Annotated in this window: 17 protein-coding genes and 1 riboswitch; of the genes, 1 reads left to right on the forward strand and 16 read right to left on the reverse strand. The window is 40.3% G+C overall.

Annotated elements, in window-relative coordinates; translation table 11 throughout:
* Nucleotides 1–50: 50 nt before the first annotated feature.
* The 15 genes from N1I80_RS18595 to N1I80_RS18665 all read right to left on the reverse strand — a co-directional run bounded on the left by N1I80_RS18595 (nt 51) and on the right by N1I80_RS18665 (nt 19,224).
* A complete protein-coding gene (locus tag N1I80_RS18595) occupies nt 51–935 on the reverse strand; it encodes a DMT family transporter (protein WP_340739324.1) in 885 nt (294 codons plus the stop codon).
* Nucleotides 936–947: 12 nt separating this feature from the next.
* Nucleotides 948–2,612: an amylo-alpha-1,6-glucosidase gene (locus N1I80_RS18600; RefSeq protein ID WP_340739325.1), complete on the reverse strand. Its 1,665-nt coding sequence runs from the start codon at nt 2,610–2,612 to the stop codon at nt 948–950.
* A gap of 60 nt (nt 2,613–2,672) precedes the next feature.
* Nucleotides 2,673–5,726 carry a glycoside hydrolase family 2 TIM barrel-domain containing protein gene (locus tag N1I80_RS18605; protein ID WP_340739326.1) on the reverse strand — a complete coding sequence of 1,018 codons (3,054 nt, stop codon included), beginning with the start codon at nt 5,724–5,726 and terminating at the stop codon, nt 2,673–2,675.
* Nucleotides 5,727–5,762: 36 nt separating this feature from the next.
* The gene (locus N1I80_RS18610; protein ID WP_340739327.1) at nt 5,763–6,584 is read right to left on the reverse strand and encodes a carbohydrate ABC transporter permease; all 822 of its coding nucleotides are present in this window, start codon (nt 6,582–6,584) and stop codon (nt 5,763–5,765) included.
* Nucleotides 6,581–7,513 carry a carbohydrate ABC transporter permease gene (locus N1I80_RS18615; protein ID WP_340739328.1) on the reverse strand — a complete coding sequence of 311 codons (933 nt, stop codon included), beginning with the start codon at nt 7,511–7,513 and terminating at the stop codon, nt 6,581–6,583. The genes N1I80_RS18610 and N1I80_RS18615 overlap by 4 nt, the downstream gene beginning before the upstream one ends.
* 76 nt (nt 7,514–7,589) lie before the next feature.
* A complete protein-coding gene (locus N1I80_RS18620) occupies nt 7,590–8,828 on the reverse strand; it encodes an ABC transporter substrate-binding protein (RefSeq protein WP_340739329.1) in 1,239 nt (412 codons plus the stop codon).
* Nucleotides 8,829–9,017: 189 nt separating this feature from the next.
* Nucleotides 9,018–9,653: a YczE/YyaS/YitT family protein gene (locus tag N1I80_RS18625; RefSeq protein WP_340739330.1), complete on the reverse strand. Its 636-nt coding sequence runs from the start codon at nt 9,651–9,653 to the stop codon at nt 9,018–9,020.
* A 200-nt stretch (nt 9,654–9,853) separates the two neighbouring features.
* Complete coding sequence (gene ybaK / locus N1I80_RS18630) at nt 9,854–10,348, reverse strand: Cys-tRNA(Pro) deacylase (RefSeq protein ID WP_340739331.1); 495 nt, start codon at nt 10,346–10,348, stop codon at nt 9,854–9,856.
* Nucleotides 10,349–10,404: 56 nt separating this feature from the next.
* Complete coding sequence (locus tag N1I80_RS18635; RefSeq protein ID WP_340739332.1) at nt 10,405–11,007, reverse strand: hypothetical protein; 603 nt, start codon at nt 11,005–11,007, stop codon at nt 10,405–10,407.
* 104 nt (nt 11,008–11,111) lie between these two features.
* On the reverse strand, nt 11,112–11,654 hold the full coding sequence (locus N1I80_RS18640) for a cob(I)yrinic acid a,c-diamide adenosyltransferase (RefSeq protein WP_340739333.1): 543 nt from the start codon (nt 11,652–11,654) through the stop codon (nt 11,112–11,114).
* A complete protein-coding gene (locus tag N1I80_RS18645) occupies nt 11,651–13,039 on the reverse strand; it encodes a cobyrinate a,c-diamide synthase (RefSeq protein WP_340739334.1) in 1,389 nt (462 codons plus the stop codon). The genes N1I80_RS18640 and N1I80_RS18645 overlap by 4 nt, the downstream gene beginning before the upstream one ends.
* Before the next feature lie 29 nt (nt 13,040–13,068).
* The gene (locus N1I80_RS18650) at nt 13,069–14,478 is read right to left on the reverse strand and encodes an ABC transporter ATP-binding protein (protein WP_340739335.1); all 1,410 of its coding nucleotides are present in this window, start codon (nt 14,476–14,478) and stop codon (nt 13,069–13,071) included.
* Complete coding sequence (locus N1I80_RS18655) at nt 14,475–15,545, reverse strand: FecCD family ABC transporter permease (RefSeq protein WP_340739336.1); 1,071 nt, start codon at nt 15,543–15,545, stop codon at nt 14,475–14,477. The genes N1I80_RS18650 and N1I80_RS18655 overlap by 4 nt, the downstream gene beginning before the upstream one ends.
* Nucleotides 15,508–16,521 (reverse strand): ABC transporter substrate-binding protein, encoded by a 1,014-nt coding sequence (locus N1I80_RS18660; RefSeq protein ID WP_340739337.1) that lies wholly within the window; start codon nt 16,519–16,521, stop codon nt 15,508–15,510. The genes N1I80_RS18655 and N1I80_RS18660 overlap by 38 nt, the downstream gene beginning before the upstream one ends.
* A gap of 178 nt (nt 16,522–16,699) precedes the next feature.
* A riboswitch (cobalamin riboswitch) is annotated at nt 16,700–16,903 on the reverse strand.
* A gap of 155 nt (nt 16,904–17,058) precedes the next feature.
* Nucleotides 17,059–19,224, reverse strand: coding sequence for a DNA topoisomerase III (locus tag N1I80_RS18665; RefSeq protein WP_340739338.1), 2,166 nt, complete (start codon nt 19,222–19,224; stop codon nt 17,059–17,061).
* Nucleotides 19,225–19,486: 262 nt separating this feature from the next.
* Between N1I80_RS18665 and N1I80_RS18670 the strand changes: the two genes are divergently transcribed.
* Nucleotides 19,487–20,173, forward strand: a complete 687-nt coding sequence (locus tag N1I80_RS18670; RefSeq protein WP_340739339.1) for a 4'-phosphopantetheinyl transferase family protein — start codon at nt 19,487–19,489, stop codon at nt 20,171–20,173.
* 85 nt (nt 20,174–20,258) lie between these two features.
* On the opposite strand, the gene N1I80_RS18675 is transcribed toward N1I80_RS18670, so the two are convergent.
* Nucleotides 20,259–20,480, reverse strand: a complete 222-nt coding sequence (locus N1I80_RS18675) for an MbtH family protein (RefSeq protein WP_340739340.1) — start codon at nt 20,478–20,480, stop codon at nt 20,259–20,261.
* Between the last annotated feature and the right edge of the window lie 4 nt (nt 20,481–20,484).

Below are 20,484 nucleotides of genomic sequence, written 5' to 3' on the forward strand. Positions count from 1 at the left end.
TACATACCTACTTTGTTGTTTACTTCTATCAATGTACTATAAAATTCCGTCTACTCCCTTACTTCTTTACGATGTCTTTTTCCAAGAAATTTCGGCTTCGTTTCCGAAATAATAATAGCGGCAAGGATTAATGTTGCTCCGATGGCCATTTTGGCAGTTAACACCTCGCTCAAAATAATGATGGAGAATACCATCCCCCAAAATGCCTCTGTCGATAAAATGATGGCTGCCTTTGTTTCGCTTGTATATTTCTGAGCGACAGTTTGCAGTAAAAAAGCAATTGTCGTAGAGAATACGCCCAAATATAAAACAGCCGATACGCCTTCAACGTTTGCTACAAAATTTGTTTCTCCTTTAAATAGGACAACCATAAATCCTAGCACAGTAGCAGCTGCCATTTGAACTACCGTCAACAGTACAGGGTCTTCGGTCTTGACAAATTGCGCTGTGCAGAAAATATGGAAGGCAAACGCTACTGCACATAACAATGTAAGGAAATCTCCGAAATTGACGCCACCTGACAGCTTTAGTGACAGTATGCCGATACCAACGATTGCAAGCATTGCACCAAATAACTCAAACTTATCCATTTTTCGTTTGAAAATGAAAAATGCAATAAATGGTACGATAACCACATTTACAGCTGTTAAAAAAGCATTTTTCGAAGGAGTCGTATACACTAATCCAACTGTTTGCAAGGCAAATGCCAAGTATAAGAAGACCCCAATGATAGATCCTTTGATAATTGTACTCTTTTTAATATTTTTTAGTTTCTTAAAAAATACAAGGCTTAACAAAATAATACCAATAAGGAAGCGGATTGCAAGTATTTGGTATGGTGTAAAGTGTTCGAGTGACACTGCACTCGCAACAAATCCACTTCCCCAAATAATCGCAACTACCGCAAGCCCTAGTTCTCCAATATATTTCCGCATATAATCCTCCACCTACTTACTTTCGATTAACGATAGGAACACACTTGATGTCCAAGTAAAGGAAGTATCAACGAGTCCTTTTCCACTATGCGGATCGAAGTTTTCTGCCATACCGCCGACAAGCGTGAGATCCAAATACTTTTTTTGAATTCTCTTTCCAACCTCAGCGTAGCCAAAACTCTTTAATGAATCAATGAAAAGATAGGTAACAGGGGCCCAAATTGGTCCAAGCCAGTAACCATTTTCCTTATACAACGGACTTGATGGCATTTCCGTTGCAAATCCATATTTTGTTTCAAAGTTTTCCACAAGGTCCTCTACAAGTTGATCCATGATTTTTTTATCTAGGCGATAGCCGATTAAAACCGGTAAACGCAAAATCAGGCTGGAGCGGATATCAATTTTCTTAGCATCTTTCCCAACACGACCAAAGAAGCCTTGTTCATCATAAAGGCGTTCCATTAATAAGACAAAAAGCGCGTCTGCTTTTGCAGTGAATTGCTTCGCCTCCTCCTCTTCTCCAAGAAGACCAGCAAATTTCGTTAAAATATCATATGTTCGAATTAAAAAACTAGCGAGATCTGGCGCCTCGACAGGCATCCCACTATGGAACAAAGAGGAATTATCCCAACCTGAATCATTACCGTGCTTATAATGTGGAAGTCGACCTTCATACGTTCGATATAAATCGAAGTAAAGCATTACTTTTTTAGTAGATTCATACACTTCTCTAAGTCGACTTTCGTCCTTAAAGTAGTCGTTCTTTTCCATCAGTTTTTCATAAGCGTATGCGAAGACTGGTGGTTTAATACAATTATACGACACAAATTTATCATTCACAAAGTCTGGATATGCGCCTGACTCGTCCTGCGTGTCCATAAAAATCTTCAGCTGGGCATAGGACAGCTCCGGATACTTCGCACCAATATGTAGCGCATTAAAGCAATTGTCCCAAGACCAAATATTATACATCCAAAGCTTCGACATATACATCGCATAATTTTTTAATAATCCATCTGGGTGCACGATGCTTGACCAAGTTATATAAGCCGCGCGATCTATTGAAGCTTGGTATAATTCATTTTTCTCAGTATTATTTTCTACCCACTCCTGATAGAGCCGCTCCACCTTCGCTTTGCCTACCTGGAAGCTTGCATACTCTTTCGATTTAAATACAGTGCGATAACTTTCAATGACAAAGTGGCCATTACGCATACGAATATCGATATAATCATTGCCAATGACATTCCACGGCGCGTCAACAGACATCTCACCCGAAAGCTTGCTAATCATCAACTTCAATTCCTTCGGATAAATATGATATTCATACATGCCATCCTCATATTCGTGAAGGGTATCATACTTCACTTTACTAGCCTGTAAACGAACCTCAACTCCATTTACCTCAATATGAAGCTCATCTTCTTCTGGTATAATGATTTCTGCATATTTCTCATGATCTTTTGCTACATAGAAGCGCAAGGACGTTTCTGTAGCAGCGATGTCAAATGGTTGCTCAATACCATCCTGTAACAGATTCAATTTAAATAATTTTGATGGCGCATCATCTCCACCATGAACATCACGTATGTAAACTTCATTTGTATCCTTTTCCTTTGATACACAAAAATAAGAACCAAATCGAGAAAAAGGGATTTCTTTAATATTTAACTTCATAAAGTTTCGCTCCTTCTGTTTAACGAAATAAGAAGCAGGGTTTCCCCTGCTCATTTCTTACTAAACCATGAAAAACTTACTTTCTTCCACTAAGCTACTTTTGTCTATTTTTCTAATTTCAAATTGCAGATGGAAATCCTCAATCACAGTTCGGTATGGAGGCAACTGCTCCTCACCGCAACTATTACTTCCTACACCGCTTTGCTTGTAATCAATCGTCAACACTGTAAATGGTGACTTCTCAATAGTACCGCGGTGCTTCGCCTCTTCAAGTGCATTTATTTCGTAATCATGAATTGTAAAATCATACGTTTCTTTGAAATTAATCAAGTATGCTTGCTCATTTTTCGCTACAGCTAGGAAAGAACTATCACAACGTGAACCATTTTCCTGTGGGTAAACATAATCCGTATGCATGTCTTGAATCGTTTTATGATATAAACCAATTGGTTGACTGCGCTTTGTATCCTGGTACGATTCAGAATCTCCGCGACCATACCAGCTAACTTGGTTATAATCCTCGTTTAAGTGCATCGTTACGCCAATGCGTGGCAGCATTTCTGGAATTTCATGGCCTCGTAATACCTTTTCACCTTGTAAATCAATGTTTAGGGCACCACTTTTCGTTACACGGTAGTGATATGTCAGATGGAAGCCCCATGCTTGATTCACGGTAGATAAGTACTTCGTAATCGTGACATCTACATAATCTGCTGTCACTTCGTGCGTCACTTCTGCTAATTGTTCTTTCGTATTTTTAAGGAAATACTTATTCACCCAGTCATCCTTTTTGTACATATCATTATCGATAACCGCTCTCCAAAGAGTCACTTCAGGTCCTTTATTAATAATTTCTTCCCCTTCTGATTCGAACGATTTAAGTGTGCCATAGACAGTTGAGAAAACAGCCTCGAACTGGTCGTTTTCAACCGTCAGCAGAGCACCATCATCTTTAATGATAAAGTCAGATCCCAATGATGTGATAGACCTTACTTCTTTTTCAACTTTTGTAGTTTCTAATAAGAAGCTTTCTTTTGTAATTTCATGATTTTTTTCTGCATAAAGAGTCTCTTCAGTCTCTAGATAGCTTAAGTAGATGCGAACATCGTCATGCTGAGCGGCTTTTACTACATCTACCGGCAGCGTCATCGTCAATGATTTATGCGCTCCGATACTCGGTAATTGCATGTCATGTGCTTCAATCAGTGTACCGATTGATTTTACTTCAATACGAAGCGTTACTCCACCAAGGTTCCTAAAATCGTATAGGTTGTTTATACGAATTGTTCCTTCAGCTAGGTTTACTTCCTCCGTGACAATTGGTTCAATTACTTTTTTATATTCCCACAGTCCTGGTGACGGAGTTCTATCAGGGAACACAAGCCCATCAATACAGAAGTTACCGTTTGTCGGGAAATCTCCGTAATCTCCTCCATATAAATAATAGGTTTCACCTTTGTCATTTACCGCTTCTATTCCATGGTCACACCACTCCCAGATGAAGCCGCCTTGTAATCTGGGATATTTTCTCATAATTTGTTGATATTCCGTTAGACCGCCAGGGCCGGTCCCCATTGCATGTCCATATTCGCATAAAATATGAGGCTTCTTCCCTTCGGCATCCTTACCGATTTCTTCGAGCTGGTTCAAGCGAGTATACATCGTTGTATACACATCGCTGTATGCAGCATTTCTATCTCCCTCGTAATGTACTAATCTAGTCGAATCAATCGCCTTGATAGCATCATACATCGCCGTAAAGTTTCTACCAGCACCTGATTCATTACCAAGTGACCACATGATAATACTTGGGTGGTTACGGTCTCTTTGTACCATACGAACTGCACGATCTACGTATTGCTTCTCCCATAGTTCATTGTCAGAAATCCAATTGTAATTCCCAGTATTTTCAAAACCATGGCATTCAAGATCTGCTTCATCAATAACATAAAGACCATATTCATCACATAGATCATAGAATACATCATTATTTGGATAGTGCGCTGTGCGAACAGCGTTGATATTGTATTGTTTCATCATTTTAATATCCTGAAGCATATCCTCGTAATTGACTGTTCTACCTGTCTTCGGATGTGCATCATGACGATTCACACCATTAAAGAAAACTCGTTTTCCGTTGACACGGATTTCATTGTCAATCACTTCAATGGCACGGAAACCTACGCGTAACGGCACAATTTCCTTTTCACCTAACAAGCTATACTCAAGGTGAAGTGTATAGAGGTTTGGTTCCTCTGCATTCCATAAAAGTGGTTTTTCCTGGTCTTTACTCACTTCGAATTTTCCGTCAACGACTTCCACGTCAAACTGGTCAACTTGTTTGTCATGATGGTAAAGCGTAGCAACTACATCTTTTACTTGGTCCGTTAAAAATGCCCCACCTATTTTCAATGTGAAATTCTCATAGTTGTCATCGGGAAGTGTTTCAACATGAACATCCCAAAGCGTCTCTTTGTTGATTTTAAACAGTTCAACGCTTCTAAAAATACCAGACAGCCACCACATATCCTGATCTTCTATATAAGTTCCATCAGAAAATTGGTAGACGCGGACAGTAAGGCGATTACTACCCTCTTTCACGAATTCTGTAATATCAAATTCAGACGGCAATCTAGATATTTTACTAAAACCGACATGCTGTCCATTGACATATAAATCGAAGGCAGAATCTACACCATTGAATTTTAAAATAAGCGCTTCACCATCTGCTACGTCAGAAATAATAAGCTCTCTAAAGTAGATACCTGTCGGATTTTCCTGTGGAACAAATGGTGGATTGATGGCAAATGGATATAGAACATCCGTATAATGCATATTGCCATATCCTTTAATTTGCCAGCTTGAAGGTACTTCCATATCGTCTAAACTATCGATGCCGAAGTCTTCTTTTTCAAAGCCTTTAGGTGAAAGCTCAGGTGCATCTACAAATAAGAATTTCCACACGCCATCAAGCAATGTATAGCCAACACTATTTTCTTTCGTAAATGTTTGTGCATTTTCTTTCGTTGCATATCTATAAAAATCAGCATGAGCGGGAAGTCTATTGATACCCGTTATTCCGATATCTTCCCACCTCTTCATTTCGCGACGCATGTTATCTTCCTCCATATACACTATGATATTTTCAAATTATTTTATCGAACCACTGATTCCTTCAACAATATACTTCTGTGCTATTAAGAACATAATAACTGGTGGAACAATCATGACTAAAGTAATCGACATGATTGGTAGAATCTGAAGATCATGAACACCTTTAAATGCTGCAAGTCCTAATGCCAGCGTATATTTGGATTGATCCTGTAGATAAATTAATGGACCCAGGTAGTCATTCCATACGGACAACACATTCAGAACCGCGATTAAAATGAGTGGTGCCTTCATAATCGGGATGAATATTTTGAAGAAAATCTGGAACTCATTAGCCCCGTCAATACGTGCAGCATTTTCAAGATCCTTCGGAATACTCATTAAAAATTGTCTTAACAAAAAGATGTAATAAGCTGAGCCAAAAAATGCTGGAACGATTAACGGCTTTAACGTGTTAATCCAACCGAACATATTGAATTCCATATATAACGGAATCATCGTAACATCCCAAGGAATCATCATTGTCGCAAGCATTAGGATGAATAGAAGATTCTTATACTTAAAGTCATACCTAGCAAACCCATAAGCAACTAACGAACAAGAAATAAGTTGACCAAGCGTTGTCATTACCGTAACGATGACCGAGTTCTTTAAATAGACACCGAACGGTTGACTTTTCCATGCATCTACAAAGTTTTGCCATTGCAAACTTTCCGGGAAAATCTTTGGAGGATAACTAAATACTTCCGTTTCTGTTTTTAATGCTGAAAGGATTACCCAGACAAACGGTAATAAGAAGTATAATGAAAATATCCCTAGGAGACCAAATATGATAATTTTATAGCCTTTTGACATTTTCATTTTTTCTTCTTCCCTCCTTTTTTCACTTCATTTTCATAAAATACCCATGTAGAAGATGTTCTGAAAATGAGCGCGGTCAATATTAAAATAATGATGAACATAAACCAAGCATTTGCACTTGCATACCCTAGTTGATGGTGTTTGAACGCGTTATTGTATACGTATAATCCGTAAAAATAAGTTGATTTTAAAGGTCCGCCACCGGTCAGTAGCAGCACTAAGGTCAACTGTTGCAAGGCCCCGATAACAGATGTAATAACGTTAAATAAAATTGTCGGTGTAATACTTGGAATCGTAATGCTAATAAACTGACGAAACGGACCTGCACCATCAATCGCTGCAGCTTCATACAATTCTGCCGGAATCCCTTTTATATCCGTATAGAAAATCAGCATCATAATACCGACGCCCCAAGCGCTCGCTATTATGATTGTGAAGATTGCCCACTTTGGATCTACAAGCCACTTCGGACCTTCAATCCCAATTAGCGAAAGTAAATAATTGAAAATTCCATACTCAGAGTTGAAAATCCATCCCCAAATAATCGAAATCGCTACACCTGAGACAACCGCCGGCAAATAAAAGATTGTACGGAAAAATTTCATTCCTTTTAGCGGCTGAGTAATTAGCAATGCTAAAATTAATGCAATCGCTAAATTGAGTGGCACAAAAATTGCAGCAAATTTAAACGTAATCAATATTGATTTATAAAACTGTGGGTCCTCAGTAAACATTGTTTTATAATTATCAAATCCAACAAACGTTGGTTCACTCGTGATTGGCCAATTAAAAAAGCTCATAATTAGTGAGAAAACAAGTGGTCCTAAGGTAAACACTAAAAATCCAATAATCCACGGCATTATAAATAAATAGGGTACTTTTCTATTTATGAGCTGATAACTCTTCTTTTTCTCAGTTATATTTTGCATAAGATGACCCCTTCGTCAGATTAGAAAATATGGTAAAGCACTTATAAGGTGCTTTACCACATCAAGGCTGATATTTTTACTTCGTTACATTGCCTAATGCCTCTTTCGGATCCATTAACGTACTCGGATTCAACATAGACTCAAATGTGAAATTCAAATCCTCAGACATTTGGCTCCAGTTTTCAACGATGAATGATGCAGGTGTATATCCATCGCTCTGTTCAAGCATCGTATAGAACACACTTTTCAATTCATCTTGTTCAAGTTGTTCGTTTTCTACAACTGATTTTAAAACAGGTAGCTCAAAGCCGATTCTTTCCTTGTTCGCCTCTTCATTTGTCCAGAATTTAATAAATTCGAATGCCTCATCTTTATGTTTTGAATTTTTATAGATAGAAATACCTGAGGAACTTAAAATACTGACGCTTTTTTTGTCTTTAAATGACGGTAATTCCACCACGCCATAGTCAATACCTGCTTCTTTTAATGGTGTTAACCCCCATGCACCATAGACAAACATAGCAACCTTGCCAGATTTCATTTCTGTTGTGCCAGAGCCTTCTGTCGTAATCGCATAGCCGTCTTTCGCCATGTTTTGGAACATGTCAAACACTTCTACTGATTCCTTCGAATCAACATTACCTTTTAAATTTCCTTCTTCATCGACATACGATGTGTTATTACTCCATAGGAACATTTCAAAATCATATGGATCAGGTTTTCCAGAGAATGCGAAACCGCTTACTTTTGAATCCTTGTTTGCTACTTTCTTTGCTGTTTCTTGAAGGTCTTCCCAAGTCCAACCCGGCTTCGGATAATCGACACCTGCTTCATCAAATAATGCTTTGTTGTAATAAACAACATGTGTCGTGTAGCCAACTGGTAATCCTAGAATTTGACCATCTGCTGAGTTATAATTCCACAGTGTTTCATAGAAGTTATCTTTGTATGTAGCGCCCTCTTTTTCAAGATAAGAATCAAGTGGCTCTAACGCGTCCTTGTATTGTGGGTAGTTCCACATATACATAATGTCTGGAGCATCCTTTGCACCCATACCAGCTGTAATTTTCGTGTCGTATTCACTGCCATAAGACTCCAAAACAACTGTAATTTCATCTTGTGACTCATTGAATTTGTCAATCATATTTTGTTGCAGCTTCACATCATCCCCAACATCCCAAGTTGCGAAGCGCAGTTTAACTTTACCGTCTTTCACGGCATCACTTTTCCCATCACCTGATGAACTGCAACCAACCAAAAACAACATAACTGCAATAATTAAAAAGAAACCAGATTTTAAATTTACAAACTTCATAATGTATACCCCCCTTTTTTTTGAACACCTTCATCATATTCTGTATTTTACTAAAAGTAAACAGTTTTTTCTTAGTTTTTAGTAAAACTTTAAGAATTGGGTGAAAAGTTGCAGTAATCACTATTTCAATAATAAAAAAAGAGTTGTCCCGAAAAGATCAAAAAATGACCTTTTTCGGGGCAACTCTGTTTAGTTTAAAAAAATATTTTCATCTTTCTCACCAATTATTTTCATTAAAAACCTACGACTTTGCGGCAATGTATAATGAATCATTTGGCCCAGAAACAGTGCTATTAACACTGTTCCAATCCCAATTGGACCACCAAATAACCAGCCAATGATAGCGACTATCACTTCAAGCGTTGTTCGTATTTTTTTAATGCTCGCCCCTGTCTTTTTAACAAATACAAGCATCAGGCTATCACGCGGTCCCGCCCCAATATTAGGTGATATATACATTCCAGCACCATAGCCCATAACAATCACACCAAATATAAAAATAACCATCTGTGCTCCAAATGTCGTAAAATCAGGCAGCAGCCAGTTAAAGAAGTCGATAAAAATACCAAGCAAAAGCATGTTGAGCCAAGTACCGATTTTCGGCCACTGTTTCAATACTGCGGCTGTTGCGACGATAATAACAAATCCAGTAATGATTCCCCATGTACCAATCGTTAAGCCAAAATGCCTATACAATCCAACATGAAGTACATCCCAGGGTCCAACACCCAATTTCTGCCCTTTAATGGTCATTGAAACCCCAAGAGCCATCACTAATAATCCTGTAAAATAAAATGTCCATCTCCAAAGCAAGGCCTTTTGCATACAAATCCTTCTTTCTACACGTCAAAGAACATTCATGCTAATTCCACATGAATGCGTTAACTTGCTAGAGCAAGTTATCCTCCGGAGGATGTCACAGATTTTGAATTGAGCTCGCTCAATTCAAAATCTGGACGCAAACACGCCAAGGCGTGTTTGATCCTAATCTATTTATTGTAACATGTAATTGTCTTATACATACGTTAACTGTATTTTACAACATCGTAGAAGGTTGCACTCGCTACACGCGCCAATTCGTCAGGAGCTAGTTTCATTTGCAACCCAACTTTCCCTGCACTCACAGTCATCAAATCCAGGCTTTGTGCTGACTCGTCAATGAACGTTGGATAGTTCTTTTTCATACCAATTGCTGAGCAACCTCCACGCATATAGCCCGTCTCTTTCGTTAAATCCTTCAATGGCAGCATATCCAACTTTTTTACTCCAGCTGCTCTTGCTGCTTTTTTCAAATCCAGCTCAAGCGCCACCGGTACTAAATAAACAAATAATTCCCTTGGGCCCGCCATTGTCACGAGTGTTTTGAAGACACTCTCCACGACTTGACCCGTTTTTGCTGCAACAGAAACACCATCAACCAAACCATCTATCACATCATATTCCATCAGTTCATAGTGAACGCCTTCCCCCTCTAGAATTCTAACTGCATTCGTCTTCACCATACGACTCTGTTTGGCCATCTATCCACTTCCTCCTCCAATAGAAAAGACCACCCGCTGAGGTGGTCTCCATCACATTACGCAACTTTAGAAAACTGTGGTTCGTCAAGACCGTAGCCTTTTTGCTTAGCCTCTGCTTGGAAAGCATATGTTGAAATCGCTTGTTCAAAGCGTTTTTGCATCATAAACACTTCACGATCAACGCCTACTGGCAATTCGAATGAAACGATATTTCCCGTTTCAATTTCTTTTCTTGCCATCGTCGCTTCGAATTCAGACTGCGCTAATTTTTGTAGCGCAATTTGCGTTTCCGTCTGCATAATCTTTGCAGACGCTGTAGCGACAAGCTGATGGTCTGCAGTTGTTGGTTCGGGCACAGAAACTGCATCCGCTCGTACATCCCGCCAAAGACCAATCGTTTCTTCGAGCGTCTTACCAATTGGAAGTGCAACTTGTTTCATCTGTCCTGCACCAAGTTCCTGTACTTCCTGCTTCTCTGGTTGAACGGCTTGCGGTTCGTCCTTCCCCATCAATAAGGCCTCAAGTTTTTCCAATGTCTTCTGATTTTGTCCATTATACTGAACATTACGCTCATAAGCATTTTCAGCATTTTTTCGTCGAATCGCATCATAACGTTGCAGCTGATCACTTGCCGTTGCGAATGTCATTACAGCATTCATGTACCTTCACCTCCATAGGGCTATTTTCCGGAATATCCTAGTTAAACTATTATACCCAAATTCCCCTTCCAAATAAACCCTACGAAAGTTCTAAAATCTGATTATTAAAACTCTATGCCTTTTACAGCATCCACGCCTTCGTTATAATAATGTTTTTCAGGTTCAACAACTGAAACCAAGTCAGCGATTTCCCTAATTTCAGGCAGAGCATCTCTTCCCGTAATGACAAGATGGACGTGCGGTGGTCTGTTTTTAATCATATCGATTATTTCATTCAGAGGAAGAACATCATCGATTGGAAACTTATCAATCGCTAAAGCATTATTTAACTCATCTAAAATCACAACATCATACTCGCCACTCATGACAGCATCTCTCGCTTGTGGCCACGCTTTTTTAAGCGCTTCCCGGTGCTCTTCAGGCGTTTTTGTCCATGTAAAACCAATGCCGAGTTGTACCATTTCCACACCGAGTTTTTTCAGCGCAATTTGCTCTCCATAGGACCGTTGTGGTGATTTAATGAATTGAAAAATCTTAACACTTAGTCCCCTCCCCGTGCTACGCAAAGCCAGTCCTAATGCAGCCGTTGTTTTCCCTTTACCATGACCTGTGTAAACAAGTGTAAGCCCTTTTTGATTTTTGCTCATTGTGTGCCTCCCCTTATTTTTTTGTAGCTTAAGCAAGTCTCAATCCATCTTTCAACCATTCCTACACATGTCGCAAAATGGAATTGTGTATAGCCAGCAACCACATTATCTGTTACATAACCATCCGTCTTTCCGCCACGCATCCCCATCGTCTCATAAGCATGTTGAAATGACTCCACCGGCTCGAATGTAGAGTAGTGAAATTCATGTCCTCTTGCTTTCTGATGTTCGTTGAGTAAAAAGTTGTCCTGATGCCCACTAATTTCCCGATAACCAATCGCTTGTAAAGTAGCATGCATTTTTATATTCCCTGGAATAAAACCGACCATACCAAATAGATCCCCTGCCGTCGTCTCGACTGAACGCGTCAAATACATAAATCCACCGCCTTCAGCAAATGTCGGAACCCCGCCTTCAAATGCCGCCCTCAACGCTTGTTTAATCGCTTCATTTTGACTAAGCAAATGGACAAACTCTTCAGGGAGACCTCCGCCAATATAAAGCCCGTCAATATTCTCCGGGAATGATTCATCTGCTAATGGTGAAAAGTAAACGAGCTCAGCGCCATACGACTCCAAAATCTCCAAGTTCTCAATATAATACGAATTAAATGCGGCATCCTTCGCCACAGCAATACGCACAATCGGTTCTTTTTTACTTTCGAAAAGCGAAGTTGTTTGCTCCGCGTTTAGAGGCTGTGCCAACGAAATCTCCAACAACTTATCTATATCAATTGTTTCAAGCACGAGTTGACCGAGTCGATTGAAAAAGGAATCAAGTTCTCCCCTTTCAATCGACGGGACGAGCCCAAGACTTCTTTCAGGAATTTCAATCCCTTGTTCCCGCTTCAAATAGCCAATAACAGGAATTTGGCATTCTTGTTCAATTGCGACCTTCACAATTTCAAAATGCCTGTCACTCCCTACCCGGTTGGCAATGACACCAACGATGTTAGGCTCACTTGACAGTGTTTGAAACCCCTTCACAATCGCCGCTGCACTTCGAGCCACACTTGCACAATTCACAACGAGCAAGACTGGACTGTCAGTCATTACACTAATCTCTGCAGTACTTCCTTTATCATTTGTAGGATCTCTCCCATCATAGAGCCCCATAACCCCTTCCATGATGGAAATATCCGCATTTTCACTTCCATGATTAAAAATATCAAGGACTGTCTCTTCTCCAAACATCCAGCTATCTAGATTCCGTGAAACACGTTTGGTCACCGCAGTATGGTAAGAGGAATCGATATAATCTGGCCCACACTTAAATCCTTGGACTACAAATCCCCGTTGTTTCAAAGCGGACATCAAACCAATTGTTACAGTCGTTTTCCCAACTCCACTCCCGGTGCCCGCTATGACAAGTCTTCGTTCAGTCATCGAAATCCTCCCATCTTCTGTCATCACAATTACGACAGCATATCACTTTTAGTAAATTTCTTCTCGACGGCCTCTAACATTGCTGTTGTGATAATTTTTTCGATACCTTTTCGTAAATCAATTTCGTTTTCGCGATGCCTTAGTTGGTTTTCCCTCTGGCTGGCAGCAATGAGTACCACGTCCCTTGCTGACTGAACCGATTGCAGACTTAGCTGCTGACAAACCTTCACCTTTGCCTCTATAACAGTCATATAATAATCAAACAATGCTTTGTCTTGTAAATGTCCATCTATAAACAGCAGTAGATGAACGCCATCCAAGCTTCTATGCTGATGGATATCCACTTCAATCGCTACTACAATCATTAGTTGAACACCCAGCAGTAGCTGCTCGATTATAACAACATCCTGTATATCCCCAGTCGTCGCAATCGCTGCTACTTGTTCAGACGGAATTCCGTTGTTTTCCAACCATGCTGACAGATTTTGTTCACCAATTGATTCGTCTGCCACTAAACAAAAGTGCTGCAGCCATTGAACTCCTTCCCCTACATCCGCGTTCGATAGCGTACGCAAAGGTTGTTCGAAGTGTAGATGAACTGTATTTTCATTTTGCTCAGCTTGAAAACTATTTAAAAATGGCGTCGGGTCTGCACTATATGAATATGTTGGCGTCAGATGAAGCTGAGGCTTCGGAACAAGCGGATGTGCTTGCGCCTTGACCTCAACTTCATATACTTTTTTCAACTGCTCTTCCTTGCGTAACGTATTCACATCGCCAACCTCTAAAAATGAACCTTCGTAAAGCAATGCAACCCGATCCGCATACAACGATGCCACATTCAAATCATGCAAAATCGCAAATATGGTCAATCCTTTCGTCCGTTGCCACTCTTTTAGCAAATCTAACATTTCAAAAGTATGCTTAATGTCCAAATGATTTGTCGGTTCATCCAACAGTAAAACCTCAGGCTCTTGTGCTAATGCCTTCGCTAATAAAACCCGTTGTTTTTCTCCTCCACTCAACAAGCGAAATTGTGTCTTGCGATAGCGCCCAACTTTGGAAATCTCCATCACCGCATCAATCACTTCACGATCATACGCCGATAACGTTTTCAAAACGCCCTTTTGGTGTGGATAGCGTCCAAGACTAATGATTTCCTCGACTGTGTAATCGAACGTCATTTGAACTTCCTGAGAAAGCACCGCTACTTTTTTCGCCTTCTCCAACTTCGTTAATTTCGACATCACTTTCCCATCAATGAGAATATCACCTGAAATGACGGGCAATTGCCCTGTAATTAATTTGAATAGGGTTGTCTTTCCACTACCGTTCGGACCCAGCAATGCAAAAAACTCTCCCTTTTTAATGTCCAAGCTAATGTCTTTGACGATTGGTTTCTTCCCATAGCCGCCTGCGAGTCGATCAACTTTAATCATCCTCGTTCACCTCTTCCGATTCTTTCCCTAATCAGTAGAAAAGCAAATACAGGTGCGCCAATCAATGCGGTAATAACACCAATTGGCAATTCCCTCGGCGCAATGATCGTCCTAGCCAATAAGTCTGCCAATATAAGAAAAGAACCTCCGAACAACATCGACAACGGCAGAAGATGTCGGTGATTCGGTCCTGTCAATAAACGAACAAGATGAGGGATGACAAGACCAACAAACCCGATTGAACCGGAAACCGCTACTGCCGCTCCCGTCAACAATGAGGCGCCAATCAAAATCATGATTTTACCTCTTTTAACATTGACACCGATGTGATCTGCTGCTTCCTCGCCAAGTGCAAGCGCGTTCAATTCACGATAATGCATGAGTAAAATAATCGTCCCAATAATCATAAATGGAACAACAAGATGAATGTGGCTCCACCCTCTCATTCCTACACTACCGTAAAGCCAATACATAATTTGTGTCATCGCATCCTTATCACCTAAGGAAATGAGTAGTGACGTTATTGAACCGATAAATGAGCCAACGATGATTCCTGCCAAGACAATCGTTTCAATCGCAAGGCTCCTGCTGCTCAAACGTACTAATCCAAAAACAATCATCAGGGTAATAAATCCACTAGCGATTGAGACGACTGGTAATGTGAAGCTCCCGAGCCCAATAATCGTAAATTGAAAAAATAACACAAGTACTGCCCCTAAGGCAGCACCTGATGAAACACCGATTGTATAGGGATCCGCTAATGGATTACGTAAAAGCCCTTGAAATGCGGCACCCGCTAACGAAAGCGAAGCACCGACACAAAGAGCCAGTAAAACCCGTGGCAGTCGAATATTCCAAATGATTAACTCTTCATTACGCGGTATATTTTCAAGCCAGCCAAGGCCAAACGATTTTTCCAACACAATATGCAAAATAGTCATGATTGGAAACTGTACGCTGCTGACAAATAGACCCAGTAACAGCGCACAAAGTACAAACCCAATACTTAGTAAGTAAAGCCAGCCAATCTTACTCCCCAAAAACTTCCGGATAAATGATTTTTGCAAGCGTCTCTACTCCTTCAATCAAACGAGGTCCCGGGCGAGTAACCGTATCACTATCTACATCAAATACTTGTTCATTTTTTATCGCAGTTACTTCTGCCCAACCATCGCGCGTTAAAACTTGTTCAGCCGGATTGTCTATATAGTAACCGTATGTCGTAATAATGACATCTGGATTCAACTGAACAATTTCTTCTTCTGTCATTTTCACCCAACCGTCTTGCTCTTCAGCAGCATTTGTTGCATTGATCGCTTCTAACATTTCATGCATAAATGTATTTTTCCCTGTCGTGAAAATGTCTGGAGCAGGAGAAACTTCAACCCATACTTTCTTTGTATCTGTAATGCCTTTTGCTTTTTCTTCAAGTGCAACCCGACGGTCTTTCATATCGTTAATGATTTCATCTGCTTTTTCAGCTGTTCCTGTCGCCTGCGCAATCATATCCATTGTTTTATAGACATCATCAAAAGTGGAAGCACTACCTGTCACAACGACTGTAATACCTGCATCTTCATATTGCTTCAAAATATTTTCATGTGTATTGTGGTGGTATGTCGTGACAAAAGCGATATCAGGTAGCAAGCTTAGAACTAATTCTGCATCCATATCTTGTGCTCCCACTTTTTGTACACTTAACGCCTCTTCAGGGTAGTTATCATAATCAGACACACCAATTAGACGATCCCCAACACCAAGTGCATATAAAATCTCTGTATTACTCGCTTGAATCGACACAATCGTTTTTGGTTCGCTTTCAATAGTCACTTCACGACCTACATCATCTGTAAAGGTAACAGGAAACGCTTCGACAACCTCTTCATCTTCGACCTCTTCAACTACTTCAATTGATTCTTCATCGACACTATCTTCTTTCGCCGCTCCATCCGTACCCTTGTCCGTGCCACATGCTGCCAAAATAGCAAGCATAAAAACAAACACAAAACTTAATAAGCCCCATCTTTGAAATAAATCCTTCAATCTAATCTCTCCTTTTTTTGACATCAAAAAAAGCGCTCTTCTATTTAGAAGAAGGCGCACATAAAAAGGTATTATCAGCGATTCCTTTGCCAAACAAAAAAGAATCTTCTGGAAAGCTCCGTCAGGAAACCGTACCAAAATAAGATGATAAACACTTTAAACGTCCCTTCCTCGAGGAAGCTTAAAATCAAAATAGGCAGGTCTCCTGACTTACGTCTCATCGGGCAACTAACTCCTTCCCATGCAATATGCACAGTGGATTTTCTTTAGTAGCCATAAACGCTTACAGTGACGGGATCGCGTTGGATTCACACCAACTTCCCTCTTCGTTTTAAATAGTTATTTCCCAACTATTCAAAAAACCTATTTCTCAATTATTCTTTTTTTAATGTTATGTATTCAATATCAAGTATAAAGAAGATTCAGTGGTAAGTAAACTACGTTTTAATAGTGACTGAACTAACCTCCATTTAAGAAGGTGTTCTATCAGTCGATTTCCAACTGAAAGAACACCCATTTTATCATTTCTAACGCTATTTATTTATCAAATAATTTTTTCAGCGCATCTGCCATTGCAGTATTTTCTGGTTCTTCCTGTTTATTCATGTATTTTTGAACATCACGTTTATCGGCTTTTTTACCACCCGAGTTTGCACGACGCTTTTCAAACGCCGACAGCTTTTCACGGTGACCACATTTACAAACAAAAATCTTGCCTTCACCTTCCCCACGCAATTCCAATTTCTTTTTACAAACTGGACATCTGGCATTTGTCAATGTCGATACATTTTTACGGTGACCGCATTCCCGATCTTGACAAACAAGCATCTTGCCGCGCTTGCCATTCACTTCTAGTAAAAGCTTTCCACAATCCGGACATGTTTTCCCCGTGACATTATCATGCTTGAATTTTTTATCATCCGTTTTAATTTCTGTCACAGTACGCTTTGAGAAAGCAATCATATCTTTCATGAATGCCGATTTTTTCATCTGCCCACTGGCGATTTTCGTCAACCCTTGCTCCCACTCCGCCGTCAACGCCGGTGATTTCAGATCTTCCGGAACAAGTTCCAGCAGCTGGCGTCCTTTTGATGTCGTGTAAATATCATTGCCTTTCTTCTCCATTACGAATGAATTGAATAGTCGTTCGATAACATCAGCACGCGTCGCAACGGTTCCGAGTCCACCCGTTTCACCAATTGTTTTGATCAATTCTTTAGATTCACCTTGCATAAATTGTGTTGGGTTTTCCATCGCCGCAAGCAACGTTCCTTCATTGAAACGTGCAGGTGGCTTCGTTTGACCATCTGTCATAACGATAGCACGAATACCCAGCTCATCCCCTTTTTTGAATGAAGGGAGCATATCCGTATCTACTTCTTCCTCTTCCGTCGAATAAACCTTTTTCCAACCTTCATCTGTAATTGTACGACCCTTCGCTTTGAACATTTCTCCTCCTACCGTAAGCTCCGCTGTTACTTGGTCATAACGGAATGAACCGAAGAACACCGCCAAGAAGCGTTTAACGATTAAATCATATAGACGTTGTTCTTTATCAGACAAGCTTTGAAGAATTGGCGTTTCCTCAGTTGGAATAATCGCATGGTGATCCGACACACGCTTATCATCGACCACACCCTTCTGCGGCTTTATCGTACCTGAACGTAATAGCGTGTTGACCGCTTTACGATAAGGCCCAATATCCACTGCTTTAATGCGCTCTTTCAACGTACTTTCCATATCTGAAGTCAAATGCTTCGAATCCGTTCGTGGATACGTCACCGCTTTATGGCGCTCATATAAATTTTGCAAGGTCGATAGCGTCTCTTTGGCAGACCATGACCAACGGCGATGTGCCTCTTTTTGCAGCTCCGTTAAATCAAATAAATGCGGTGCTGGTTGAGACTTAGGCGTCGTTTTCACGTCCGTAACTTTGCCAGATTGAACCCCGTCCAGCTTGCCCATGAGTTTCTCAATCACTTCTTTATCGAACGACTGCGTTTGACCTGCCCGATCATGCCAAGTAAATTTCGCTGTTTCGGTTAATGCTTGCATACCATAAAATGATTTCGGCTTGAAATCACGAATCTGTTTTTCTCGTTCTGCAATCATCGCGAGCGTCGGTGTTTGAACACGACCTGTTGACAATTGTGCATTGTATTTCACCGTCAGTGCGCGTGTTGCATTAATGCCAACAACCCAGTCTGCTTCTGCACGTGCAACTGCCGCCTCGTATAAGTTTTCATAAGCACGACCGTCTTTCAAATTGTTAAAGCCATCTTTAATAGCCTTATCCGTGACCGAAGAAATCCACAGCCGCTTGACAGGTTTACGAACTTTTGCCTGCTCTAAAATCCAGCGTGCCACAAGCTCTCCTTCACGCCCCGCATCTGTCGCGATAATGACGGCTTTGACATCAGTTCGCTTTAGCTGTGCTTTCACCGCATTAAATTGCTTCGATGTTTGACGAATCGGTACAAGCTTAAATGGCTCCGGAATAATCGGCAAATGCTCGAGCTTCCACTCTTTAAATTCATTGCCATAACCTTCTGGATCTGCATGTGTCACAAGATGACCTAGCGCCCATGTAACAATATAATGCGTCCCTTCAAGAAATCCATTTCCTTTTTTATTGCAGCCGAGCACCCGCGCAATATCGCGTGCTACAGACGGCTTTTCAGCTAATACAAGTGATTTAGACATAGGTGAATCCCCTTTCTTCATACATTGATTATAAGTGAGAATTCAATTTGATGCATGCCAGATGTATATAATTGGCCTTGACAGAAAAAATTCATCTTAAATTTAGGTAGACTATATCGTCAAACTCTATTCCATCGGACCATAAGCTGAGACTCGTTCCTACTCTATTTCTTAATAGAAATGAACACTACATTAGAAAACTCACTAAAAAATAAAGGAGTTTTCATTCACATTGTAGAAATAATGAATACAGGTGATTCATTTGCAATCGATAACACTCTTACGTATACCAGATGACATAAAATCAGACTATTTGAACCTCTTCCTTGCCAATGTTTCAGAGGAAAGAAGACAGAAATTCACACGCTTTGTCAAAAAAGATGATGCATACCGCTCCTTATTAGGCGAGGTTCTGATTCGCTCCAAATTGTCAGTCGATATTGGTTTGAACCACGGTGAGTTTCATTTTAGCTACAATCAGTATGGCAAACCTTCATTGTGTAACAACCTGAAAGTTAGTTTCAATATCTCCCATTCGGGAAACTGGGTTGCAATGCTCTGGAGTAATAATGACCATTGTCTAGGAATTGATGTCGAGAAGATTGTACCTATAGATTTTCAATTCGCAACAACCCTATTTTCTCCCCAAGAAAACAAATTGCTTGCCTCAAAGTCTGGAGACGACCAGCTAGATTACTTCTATCAACTGTGGACCCTAAAGGAAAGTTATACAAAAGCCCTGGGGAAGGGCTTGTCCTTTCCTCTCGATTCTTTTTCTATGGTTCATTCCGATAAAGAAAAATGGTTTTCTCCGGAGGCTATAGGCTTCCAATTTAAGAGTTTCAGAATTGATCGGACGCATATTTTGTCAGTCTGCTCAAATACAGATACACTTCCTGACCGTATCCAATATGTCTCCTTATCTGAATTGTACGAAAGCCTACTTTAAGAAAATACGAAACAGCCGGTTGCTTAGATAACCGGCTGTTTCATATTTTCTTATTAGGTTCATTTATCAAACATCAATCTTAATCCTAGATCCCACTAACAGAATTTGTAACTGCATGTAGGCTTCGAGGCCTCATATCACTCCATTGCCGGTTGATGTAATCCATACACTCCTCACGTGTCTGTCGCTCCAAAATAACGCTCCAGCCATCGGGTACGGTGATGAAGGAAGGCCAAAGCGAATACTGATTCTCATCATTGACCAAAATCATATAGTCAGTGTCTGCACGCTCAAATGGATTTGTCATTACG

Source organism: Sporosarcina sp. FSL K6-3457 (assembly GCF_038007285.1).
Taxonomy (GTDB): Bacteria; Bacillota; Bacilli; order Bacillales_A; family Planococcaceae; genus Sporosarcina.